Annotated in this window: 9 protein-coding genes and 1 pseudogene; 4 read left to right on the top strand and 6 right to left on the bottom strand. The window is 66.2% G+C overall.

What is annotated here, in order from left to right:
- The first annotated feature begins 391 nt into the window (after positions 1-391).
- Positions 392-1,582, top strand: a complete 1,191-nt coding sequence (locus tag ABZW16_RS40735) for a Cmx/CmrA family chloramphenicol efflux MFS transporter (protein ID WP_354961500.1) — start codon at positions 392-394, stop codon at positions 1,580-1,582.
- Positions 1,572-2,568: pseudogene (locus tag ABZW16_RS40730) on the top strand (IS481 family transposase). Before ABZW16_RS40735 ends, ABZW16_RS40730 begins: the two are co-directional and overlap by 11 nt.
- Here the strand turns inward: ABZW16_RS40730 and ABZW16_RS40725 are convergent.
- From ABZW16_RS40725 to ABZW16_RS40700, 6 genes are all read right to left on the bottom strand, one after another.
- Positions 2,565-3,395 (bottom strand): ESX secretion-associated protein EspG, encoded by an 831-nt coding sequence (locus ABZW16_RS40725; protein ID WP_354961499.1) that lies wholly within the window; start codon positions 3,393-3,395, stop codon positions 2,565-2,567. The pseudogene ABZW16_RS40730 and the gene ABZW16_RS40725 overlap by 4 nt on opposite strands.
- Positions 3,392-4,546 (bottom strand): PPE domain-containing protein, encoded by a 1,155-nt coding sequence (locus ABZW16_RS40720; RefSeq protein WP_354961498.1) that lies wholly within the window; start codon positions 4,544-4,546, stop codon positions 3,392-3,394. The genes ABZW16_RS40725 and ABZW16_RS40720 overlap by 4 nt, the downstream gene beginning before the upstream one ends.
- A 32-nt stretch (positions 4,547-4,578) precedes the next feature.
- The gene (locus tag ABZW16_RS40715) at positions 4,579-4,899 is read right to left on the bottom strand and encodes a PE family protein (protein WP_354961497.1); all 321 of its coding nucleotides are present in this window, start codon (positions 4,897-4,899) and stop codon (positions 4,579-4,581) included.
- Between the two features lie 157 nt (positions 4,900-5,056).
- Entirely contained in the window at positions 5,057-5,407 is a 351-nt protein-coding gene (locus tag ABZW16_RS40710) for a metallopeptidase family protein (RefSeq protein ID WP_354961496.1), read from the bottom strand.
- Positions 5,407-6,540, bottom strand: coding sequence for a septum formation family protein (locus ABZW16_RS40705; protein WP_354961495.1), 1,134 nt, complete (start codon positions 6,538-6,540; stop codon positions 5,407-5,409). The genes ABZW16_RS40710 and ABZW16_RS40705 overlap by 1 nt, the downstream gene beginning before the upstream one ends.
- An 89-nt stretch (positions 6,541-6,629) precedes the next feature.
- Positions 6,630-8,321, bottom strand: a complete 1,692-nt coding sequence (locus tag ABZW16_RS40700; protein ID WP_354961494.1) for an aldehyde dehydrogenase family protein — start codon at positions 8,319-8,321, stop codon at positions 6,630-6,632.
- A gap of 92 nt (positions 8,322-8,413) precedes the next feature.
- Here ABZW16_RS40700 and serS point away from each other — a divergent pair, with 92 nt between their 5' ends.
- Positions 8,414-9,676, top strand: coding sequence for a serine--tRNA ligase (gene serS, locus ABZW16_RS40695; RefSeq protein ID WP_354961493.1), 1,263 nt, complete (start codon positions 8,414-8,416; stop codon positions 9,674-9,676).
- A gap of 189 nt (positions 9,677-9,865) precedes the next feature.
- Positions 9,866-10,849, top strand: coding sequence for a GGDEF domain-containing protein (locus tag ABZW16_RS40690; protein ID WP_354961492.1), 984 nt, complete (start codon positions 9,866-9,868; stop codon positions 10,847-10,849).
- Positions 10,850-10,893 lie beyond the last annotated feature (44 nt).

Below are 10,893 nucleotides of genomic sequence, written 5' to 3'. Positions count from 1 at the left end.
ACGGTGCGCCGATCGACGGCCCAGAGTTCGCGCAGATCCCGCCACAGCACCCGGTAGGAGCCGAAGAATCCGGCCCTCGCCGCGCCCGGATCGGCCTAGTTGTTGCGGGTCATGACGTTGTGGTCACTGCGTTGGCTTGGCGCGGATCGGTTGTTAGCGTGATGGGGTGAGTTCTCCGGAGGCGTCCAGACGGTAGCCGCCCGGCCTGTGGTGCCGGGCGGCGTTGTGAGCGTGGTTCCCGCTGGTCGCCGAGCGACTAGTGGTGTTCGGGTATCTCGCAACGCCGGACGATGTCGTTTTGCTGTCGGGTGACGGTTCGCCCGATTCTGCAACCATCTCGGGTGCCGCCATTGGGATTTGTGGCGCCCTGCCTCCGGGGAGTTGTCTGTTCATGCCCATTGTGGTGTTCGTGCTGGCTGTCGCTGTCTTCGCGCAGGGCACGTCCGAGTTCATGGTGTCGGGATTGCTGGAGCAGATCGCGGCCGATGTCGGGGTCTCGTTCGGTACTGCTGGTTTGCTGACCTCGCTGTTCGCCGCCGGCATGGTGGTAGGGGCGCCGGTGATGGCGCTGATGGCGGGCCGGTTGCCGATCAGATATTCAGTGGCAGCGTTTCTGGGGCTTTTCTGTGCCGCTCATGTGATCGGTGCCGTGGCGACCGGGTTCACGGTACTGCTGATCACACGCATCGTTGCGGCGGTATCGAACGCTGGGTTCTTGGCGATCGTGCTGGCTGCGCTGCCGCGGTTGGTCGGCCCGGCGGCGGTTGGGCGTGCGACCTCGGTGGTGGTGTCCGGAGTGACGGTGGCCTGCATCGCCGGGGTCCCTGCGGGCACACTGCTGGGACAGGTCTGGGGATGGCGTTCGGCGTTCTGGGCTGTTGCCCTCATCAGTGCGGCAGTGCTCGTGCCGGTCTGGGCGATGGTCGGTCGCGGCGTGCATGAGGATGATCGGCCGGCCGCCTCAGGACCGATGCGGCGGGAATGGGCGGTGGCGGGCCGGGGGCCGGTCCTGGTTGCTGTGATGGCCGGGGTTTTGGTCAACGCGGCAACGTTCGCCGGGTTCACCTATCTCGGCACGATCCCTGCGGGCATTCCTGGGGGCGGTCGGTGGGTTCCGGTCGTGCTGGCCGTGTTCGGGGTCGGCTCGTTCGCCGGTGTGACGCTGACCGGCCGCTACAGCGACCGCTACCGAGAACGGATCATCACTGCCGGAACGGTCGTCCTCGTTGGGTTCTGGGTGCTGACTGCGGTGACCGCGCACGCCTTGGCCGGGGTAATGATCATGTCGACGGTGACAGGTGCGGGTGCGTTCGGTGTCGGATCGGCGCTGATTGCGACGATCGTGCAGAACGCCGCGCCGACGGCGCCGCGTATCGCAGGTGCCTTGGCGACCACCGCTTTCAACACCGGTGCCGTTATCGGCCCCGCCACCGCCGGTCTCGTCGTCGACTACACCGGTCACACCACCACGGCGCTGTGGTGCAGCGCGGTCTTCACGACCATTGCGGTAAGTGTTGTTCTGGCAGGTCGCCGTCGGCTCGTCGCGGGCCCGGTCGAGCAGGTGCGCGCCAATGCACGCTAACGCACCGTTGTCGGTGGAAGGCCGGCGGCGACTCATCCAGCGGTGTCGGACTCGCCCGATCGCTCACGTCGCCGCCGAGATGGGTATCTCGCGGCAGTGCGCAAGCAAGTGGGTCAACCGCTTTCGCCGATACGGGGAACTCGGCTTGCTCGACCGATCCTCGGCGCCACGACGCCAACCCACCGCGACCGCCGCCGAGACCATCGTGCGGATCGAGCAGTTGCGGCGCGAACGCAAATGGTCGGCACGACGCATCGCCATCGAACTGACCGTCGAAGGTCTAACAGTGTCGGCGCGCACGGTGACCCGGCACCTAGCCCGGCTCGGACTGAACCGGCGCCGGTTCCTGGACCCATGCGGTGACACCAACCGACAGCCACGCCGCATTCTCGCTCGCCGACCGGGCCACATGGTCCACGTCGAAATCAAGAAAATACGCCGCATCCCCGGCGGCGGCTGGCGCACGCACGGCAGAGGATCCGATCACGCCAAAGCCGCTGCCGGCACCAAGACGCGCAGCACCCGCACCGGCTACGTGTTCTTACACACCGCGGTCGACGGGTTCTCACGGCTGGCCTTTACCGAGGCGCTGCCCGATGAGAAAGCGACCACCGCTGTCGGTTTCGTATTCCGGGCGCGGGCGTTCTTCGCCGCACACGGCATCGACCGGATCGAACGGATCGTCACCGACAACGGGTCTTGTTACCGAGCAAAGGATTTCGCGAAAGTACTACTCGGAGCTCGGCACCGGTGGATCACTCCCTACACGCCGCGCCACAATGGCAAGGTCGAACGCTGCAACCGGATCCTGGCCGAGGAATTCCGCTACGCCCACGAATGGGACCAGTGAAACCCAACGCACCGGTGTACTCGCGATCTGGAACACCCACTACACCTGCCATCGGCCACATTCGGCCGCCAGAAACCGGCCCCCATCCAGCCGCCTCCACACCGGCATCACCAACGTCACGGCCTCATACACCTAGGCCAACTTCGGATTCCTAGGAAACTCCTCACGCTCCGGAAGCGAATTGATCAAATCCAACAGCGCCGTCCGCAGCCTCGCGGTCGTTCCGCTGCTCAGTGACGTCCACTTCGTCCCGTCATCCGACACACTCGCGGTCGCGATGAATCGTCCACCGCGCGTGTTGAATACGGCGATGTGGTTGTCGGCGTAGTCCTTCGTGCCGTCGCCGTAGATAACGCCGACGATTTCGGTGTGCGAGTGGATCTGCACCATGGCCGAGGCCAGGACCTGCGCATCTCTTGGGGGGTTGCCGACCTTGGTCAGGCGGGCCGCGGTTGCCGCGGCATCGCCCGCATCGTCGAAGATCGGGACGAGCTGTTCGGTAGGAGCGTTCATACCAGTCAGCTCGAGCGCTTCGGCGGGGCCGAGCGCCGCGAGGATCGGCGCGGGCAGATCCTCTTCGACCTGGTCGATCACGTAGGAGTGCGGCCCGCGAAGGGCGACGGCCACGAGGTCATCGCCCTTCGCCAGACACATGCGACTCACTTGACCTTCGACGATCAGCCGCACCGCGACCACCCAGTGCGGGCGGTACAGCGCGCGCAGCCGATCTTCGAGTTCGTGGTGGACGGCACCATCGATCAGGAGTTCCCGATCGGTGAGCGACTGGGCGGCCGCGGCCATCGCGGCATCGTGATCGGTCACATTGTCGTAGCTCCCCATCGCTTGCAGCACGATGGGGAGCTCGTCGATCTCGAGTGTCTCCAGGACATACTGCATCTCGTCGAGTGACAGCACGACCGACGCGAGCGTGGACGGGCCGTGGCCCGCACCCAGCACCGTCACTTAGCCGTCCCGGAGGCGTCGGCACCGATAACCCCGTCGGCGGCATACCGGCCGTCGGCGAAGTGATCGGCGACCAGGTAATCCGGGGTCTTGTGCTCGGACTCATCGTCCTCATCCGAGTGATTGCCGTGACCCATCAGCGGGCTGCTGGATGTCGACGCGCTGCGCACCGGCGCACTATCGAGCCGAACCGAGACGTTCTCGGTCGCCGCCGCGGCGGGCGTACCACCGCTGGTCGCGCCTGCACCCCAGCCCTCGGGGATCTTGAGCGAACCGTTGTTGAGCGTGGCACCCGGCACCGACGATGCGGAACGGGTCGCGGTGGCGGCGCTGGCCACACCGCCGATTCCCATGGCGGCCATCGGCGCGACAGTGGTGGCCGCGGACGGCGCCGCCGCACTGGTGACGGCCGAGATCGCGCTCGCGCCGATATTTCCGGCCGTGGTGACGCCGCCGGAGAGTACCCCGCCCGCGACATTGGCCGCCTGGGTCGCTGCGCTCACCACTGCCGGGTTCTGCACGAATGCGGACGCGGCGGCGAGCGCACCCTGCACCGGGTCGCCCCCGAAAGCCGTGTCCGACGATTGACTCGCGTCCGCGGTACCGGCGCCGTTGGCGATCGGCGGCGGGGTGATGAACTCGCCGGGCGTCACGACCATTGCGCTGGTCGCGGACTCGTAGGTCTCCATGGTCAGCGCGGCCCGCAGATCGAGCGCCGCCTTGGCGGCCTCGGCGGCTTCCGAGGAGCCGTTGAGCACGCCGCCGGTGGAGTGCGCGGCGACCCGGGCGGCGTCCACGGCCGTGATCTCCGGCAGGCTCGGCATGGCGATCGAGGCGACGGTGTACGCGGTCGCGTTCGCTGCCGCCTTGGCACCCATCGTGGCGGCCATGACGCTCTGCTGTTCGGCCCATGCGGTGATGCCGCCGAGCCGGCTCAGTACAGCGAGACCGGTAACACCCTGCATGCCGACGCCGAGTTCGGCCATCACCCGGGCGACGGTCGCGGTGGCGTCCACCCACGCACCGGTCAGCGCGCCCCACGCGGTGGCGGCGGCCGAGATCGGAACGCCGTGCGCACCCGCGTTGAGGGCGATGGAATTTGCTTCTGCCAGGCGGGGCAGCCAGAACACCCCGGTAACACCTGCGGTCATGTCAGTAACTCCCCTTAATCCGTGATCGCAGCTCAGATGATGGTCGAGGCCTGGACGTTCATGACGCCCGCCTTCACGATGTCTTCGCCGATGTGTGTAGCGAGCTGACTGCGCAGCGTCGCGGCGGCGTGATGCAGCTCGAGTACGAGCTGACCCACCGACTGGTCGTGTGTGATCGCCGCCTTGTTGAAATGCTGCGCGGCCAGCAGGGACACCTCGTCGATTCCGGAGGGGACGACATGGGTTGCCGGAGCGCTCAAAACTTGTGCGGCGGCGAGCCTTTCGGCGAGCAGATCCAGCTCTCCCGCTGCGAGGAGGACGGCTTCGGGTGAGATGTTTACAAGGCCAACCATGGCTCGACTCCTTCTAGTGGTAACTACTGGGCGGAACCACGAGAATTCCCCCTACGAGTGATAGGACGCGACAGCCACGCGATCGGTTCCATCGAATCCCCAAATTTCTATCCCGGTCTGTCTCAGCTGTTTCCGGTCCCACACAGCTGGGTAAAGACTAGCCCCATCCCAACTCATGCAACCGGTCTTCGTCAATGCCGAAATAGTGTGCAATCTCATGGATCACGGTGATCGCGACCTCCTCGACGACCTCACGTTCATCGCCGCAGATGTCCAAAATCGCTTCGCGATAGATGGTTACGGTGTCCGGCAGCGATCCGCCGTAGTGACTGTCCCGCTCGGTCAGCGCGATTCCGTGATACAGGCCGAGCAGATGTGGATCCTCCGGATTGCGCGGTTCGATCAGCACGACCACATTGTCGATGGCACGGGTCAGCTCCGGCGGGATGAGATCGAGCGCATCGCCGACCAGCTCCTCGAACCGGTCCGCGGACATGGCGACCGACATCAGCGCGGCTGCGGCGGCAGCGGCGCAGCGCCGGGCAGCGGTGCCGGGGTCGAGCGCCCGGAGTTCGGCGGCGGGACCGGCGCCTGGCCATTGATCAAGATCTCGCCCTTCGCCGAGCCGGTGATCGGTGCGAAGCCCTCGCGGTCGGTGCCCTTGCCGATCATGCAGTCCAGCTTGTGGCTGCCCGACAGCCAGCTGCGGGCGTCGAGGTAATCGAAGAACAGTGTCAACGTTTTATTGCGCACCGCGTCGGGGGAGCCGAGGTAGTCGTTTGCCGCGCGCCCGCATTCGTCCTCCATGAACTTGTCCTGGTCGTCCTTGGTGGGCGGGCCGCCGGGAAAGCGCTGGCCGAGGTCGACGGTGGAGACGATTTCGACGGCGTGCGCCTGTGCGCACTCCACCGGATCGGTGGGCAGATTCTGGCTGATGCCCAGGCAGGTACTCGGCTCGAAGACCTTCGACTGGTCGTGTTCGGCGGCGCTGCCGGTGGTCGGCAGCGGAGTGCCGGTGCTGCCGGAGAACTGGAGCCCGCAGCGCAGTGTCCGGTCGCCGTGCTTCCAACCGTCGGGGCTGGGGTACATCAGGCCGACGACATAGCGGCCGCGCGGATCGAACCTGCCGCTCAGATATTGAGTCACCGCCGGGTTGCAGTGCTCTTCCTTGAGTTCGGTCAGCCGCAGCGAGTCCGGGAAGCGTGAGCCGGGACCGAATTCCACGCCGGGATATTTGGCCATATCGACATCGGCGGCGACCTCGAACAGATGCTTGTTCGAACAGGCGACCTTAACCAGATCGCTGCGATCCTGCTTGCTCCAGCTGAGGCAATCGCCCTTCGCCGCGGTACCGAACTCCCGGTCCAGCGCCGTCTCGCCGGGTGAACCGGGGGTGTGCGCCTCCAACCCCTTTTCATTGTCGTAGCCGGTGATGAACAGGCCGACCAGCGAGATGAGGACGGCACCCGCCGCCGCGGCGAGCAGCACCCAGCGCAGTTTCGGCGCGGACAGATGCAGTTTGCCGTCGGCGACCGCGTCGCGGTCGATGATCACCGACTGCGGGAACGATTCCGCGCGCGTCGACTCGCCCGAGCGCGGCTCGAGTTCACGCGGGTCCTGGGGCAGATCATCAGCAGACATCGCGATCCATCATGTCAGCGTCTGATCTCGGGTGCCACGACCTGGTCGGATCGATTCGAAGCGCCCCGGTAGTGGCTATGCGAGGTGCGTCATCCGCGGAATGCGGACAGGAACAGACCCGGCAGCCGCGCCGGATTTGCGGTCGCGTAGAACTCCGTCAGCTTGCGCCCCGTTGTGGCCGCGGTGGCATTGGTGACGAACCACGGCGGCTTCGGCGACAGCGCCATTTCCCCGCGCAGCAGTGACCGCGGCGACGGCCGGAACGGTCCGCGCACCACCGTGCGCTCCACATCGTCGAGCAGAAAAGCGTTGTGTACCACGCCGATTCCGCTCTGTACATCATCGAGCGTGTGGCCGGGATAGGCACCCCAGGATGCGCGCGGGGCCAAAAAGGCCAGTGCGGTCCAGGCATTGACCGCGATGGCCCCGTAGCGCAGCCGCTCGATGGCGCGGTCGAAGGCGATGCCGAGCCGTTTGATAGTGCTCGGGTGTGCGATCACGTTGACACCGAGTGTGCCGATCACCTCGTCATTTGCGAAATCGACCGCATGCTGGAGGAATTCGCTGCCGGTATGCGGCAGTTCGACGACACCCAGGACCGGTGAGAAGTACTCGGTGCGCAGCAGCGGCGTTTCGGTCCGCGGCAGATTCTCGACGAGGACGCGCCCGTGATCCGGCCCGAGCCGCTCGGCCGCCGGATACGAATCCAGCGCTCCGGCGACCCGATCGTCACTGCCCGGGTAGTAGGCCCGGCGCTGCGGCGCCCGCTCGATCGCGGTACGCAACTCCGCGAGGAACCTGTCCTTCTGCGGCCAATCCGAACTGACCACCACCGCCTGGGTGGCGACGCAGTTGTAGCCGCCATTGTGCAGCCGCTGGGTCGCGACGTGTTCGGCTTGGAAGCGCAGGTCGGCGTCGTCCCATTCGCCCGGCACCACGATCGTCGGCGATACTCCGCCGAGTTCGCTGGTGATCGGCTTGTCCAGCAGCGGCCGTCCCTCGGCCTTGCCGTCCGGGCCCCAGACGATCGCGTCGTGGGTGCGCATGCTGCCGGTCATATGGACATGCGTGATATCGGGGTGATGCACCAGATACCCGCCCGCCTCGGCACCACCGGTCAGTATGCGCAGCACACCGAGCTCGAGCAGCGGCGCGAAGACCATTTCGTACACCGTGAACAGCGGGTCGGTGATCGGATTCAGCTTGAGCGCGACCACCCGGTTGTGGGCGTAGAGCTCGTAGAGCACATCCAGGGGCGGTATGGAGGTGATATTGCCCGCGCCGAGCACCGCGCCGACGCCCCCGGTCGCGGTCGGATCGAGCTGGCCGAGTCCGGCGCGGCTGCGCGCGGTATCGGCATCGACGCCGGGGCGCAGCCATACTTCGCCGTGAAAACCGCTCAGCAGCAGCCGGTCGTAGAGATCGAGCGGCAGAATCGGCACCGCGACCCGCTCGCCGGGCGCCTCGGCCAGCGCGACCCCGTCCAGCGGACTGTGCCCCTGCTCCAGCGCCGATAGCGTGGCCGACAGTGCGGCGGTGGCCTGCAGCAGCGTCATCGGCCCCGACATCCATTCCTCACCGACCAGCGGAGAGTCCGGATCCAGCCCCTTGATGGTGCGCCCGGCCCGCACCCACTCGTGCGAGAAGCGGCCGGTGCGGGTGTGGATATCGTCGAGAAGTTCGCGGCGGCGACGCAGCGAGGTATGCGCCCACGTCTTCTCGCCCGCGACCAGATCGGCCACTGCGTTATCAATCGCGGTTTTGTCGAAAGTTGTGCCCACAAACCAACTATGCGCGCGTACACCCCCGCACGGTCCGCATCCTGGGATATCGGCGTGAAACCGCAATACCGCGACCATTAGGCTGGTCACCCATGATCGACCTCCGATTCCTGCGGGACAACCCCGACGCGGTCCGCGCCTCGCAGCGCGCCCGCGGCGAAGACCCCGCCCTCGTCGACACGCTGCTCGAGGCAGACGCGGCGCGGCGTGCGGCGGTGGCCACCGCCGATAACCTGCGCGCCGAGCACAAGGCGATGGGCAAGTTGATCGGCAAGGCGAAGCCGGAGGAGCGGTCCATCCTGCTCGAACAGGCGCAGGAGATGTCGGCGAAGGTCAAGGAGGCCGAGGCCGCCCAGCATGCCGCTGACGCCGATATGGACGCCGCGCACCGGGCCATTTCGAATGTGGTCCAGGAGGGTGCGCCCGCGGGCGGCGAGGACGACTACATCGTGCTCGAGACCATCGGCACGCCGAGGGAATTCGATTTCGAGCCCAAGGACCATGTGGAGCTCGGCGAATCGCTCGGTCTGTTCGATATGGAACGCGGCGCGAAGGTGTCGGGCGCGCGCTTCTACTTCATGACCGGTTACGGCGCGCTGCTACAGCTCGGTCTGTTGCAGCTGGCCGCCCAGAAGGCGGTGGCCAACGGGTTCACCATGATGATTCCGCCGGTGCTGGTGCGCCCGGAGATCATGGCGGGTACCGGCTTCCTCGGTCAGCACTCGGCCGAGGTCTACCACCTCGAGGAGGACGAGCTGTACCTGGTCGGCACCTCGGAGGTGCCGCTGGCGGGCTACCACTCGGACGAGATCCTCGACCTCAGCGACGGCCCGAAGCGCTATGCAGGTTGGTCGTCGTGCTTCCGGCGCGAGGCGGGCAGTTACGGCAAGGACACCCGCGGCATCATTCGCGTGCACCAGTTCGACAAGGTCGAGATGTTCGTCTTTACCACGCCGGATGAGGCCGCGGCCGAACACAAGCGCCTGCTCGCCTGGGAGCAGGACATGCTCGCCGCCGTCGAGGTGCCTTACCGGATCATCGATGTCGCCGCCGGTGACCTCGGCAGTTCGGCCGCCCGCAAATTCGACTGCGAGGCCTGGGTGCCCACCCAGCAGACCTACCGCGAACTCACCTCGACCTCGAACTGCACCACCTTCCAGGCCCGCCGCTTGGCCGTGCGCTATCGCGACGAAAACGGAAAACCGCAGATCGCAGCCACTTTGAACGGTACGCTCGCGACCACGCGCTGGATCGTGGCAATCCTGGAAAACCATCAGCAGGCCGACGGTTCGGTGCGGGTGCCCGCCGCGCTGGTGCCATTCGTCGGCACCGAGGTGCTGAGACCATCGAAGTAGATGGGCCGAAAATGCCCGTCCCACATTGCCCAGAGGTAAATAGCTGGTGGTTGGCCATGCCGGATTCGCGGGATGTGGCAACCGGCAGGAATTGTTATGTCTAGGCTATTCACCGTGCGAGGAATCGGGTCTCGCGGCGATACCCGAACCCGGGTGCGGGCCGCGTCTGCGCTGGCGACGGCTATGGTCATGTCCCGGACCACCGGGGCCTTCTATGTAATGGGGGGTGCGCTCGGCCTGCTGATCACGGGAATTGCCCCGGGCAGCGAAGGCAATCGGGCGCTGGTGGGTACCGCCGCTGCGGTGGCGCTGCTGCTCGGACTCAGCCTGCTCGGCTGGGGTCCGCGGCTGCCGCATGGGATTCACCACGGCTATGTCGCGATCGCGACGGTATTGGTGACGATCGCGATCTACGCCTTCCCGAATACCGTCGGCGCGATCGGTCTCGCCTCGTTCTATGTATTCGTCGCCTGTGATGCCGCGCTGTTCTTCGCATGGCCGCAGGCGTTCGCGCATATAGCCTTCGCAATGGCCATGTGCCTCTGGGTAATGCCGTCGCGGCCGATCCATCCTGCATTGCCGTGGTGGTCCGGGTTGATTCCGGCGGGCGTGACCTTCGGAGTGGGCGTGGTGGTCGGCATTCTGACCCGCATGGCCTCCGAGGCCGATATCGATGTGCTCACCGGATTGCTCAATCGGCGCGGTTTCGACCGGGCGTTGAACAGCGCGATCGAAACGGCCACCCGCACCGGACAGGGACTGGCGCTGGTACTCGTCGATCTCGACCGCTTCCAGAAGATCAACGATCACCTCGGCCATCGCGCGGGCGATGCGGTGCTGCAGCGGGTCGCCGATACCTGGTCGAAGTTGCTCGCGCCGGATCAGCGACTGGCTCGCTACGGTGGTGACGCCTTCGCGCTGTTGATGCCGAATACCACCGAGCAGGCGGCGATTCTGCTCACCGAGCAGTTGCGTGCATCGGTGACCACCGGATGTTCCGCCGGTGTCACCTCGTGGCAGTCGGGGGAGTCGGGATCGCTGCTGGTGAGCCGGGCGGATGTCGGTCTGTATCGGGCCAAGCAGGCGGGGCGCAACCGCACGGTGCTGGAGTCGTCGCGGCAGCTGCCATTGGCGGTCGAACTGCGCGAGGCGATCGACCGCGGCGCATATTAGAAGTTAACCCACGTGCAAGTCGTACAGTGCCTTTCTTAAGTAAA

Origin of the sequence: Nocardia sp. NPDC004604 (assembly GCF_040609795.1) — a bacterium.
Taxonomy (GTDB): domain Bacteria; phylum Actinomycetota; class Actinomycetes; order Mycobacteriales; family Mycobacteriaceae; genus Nocardia.
The sequence above is the reverse complement of the archived record's forward strand: the minus strand, read 5'-3'. Positions and strand labels throughout refer to the sequence as shown.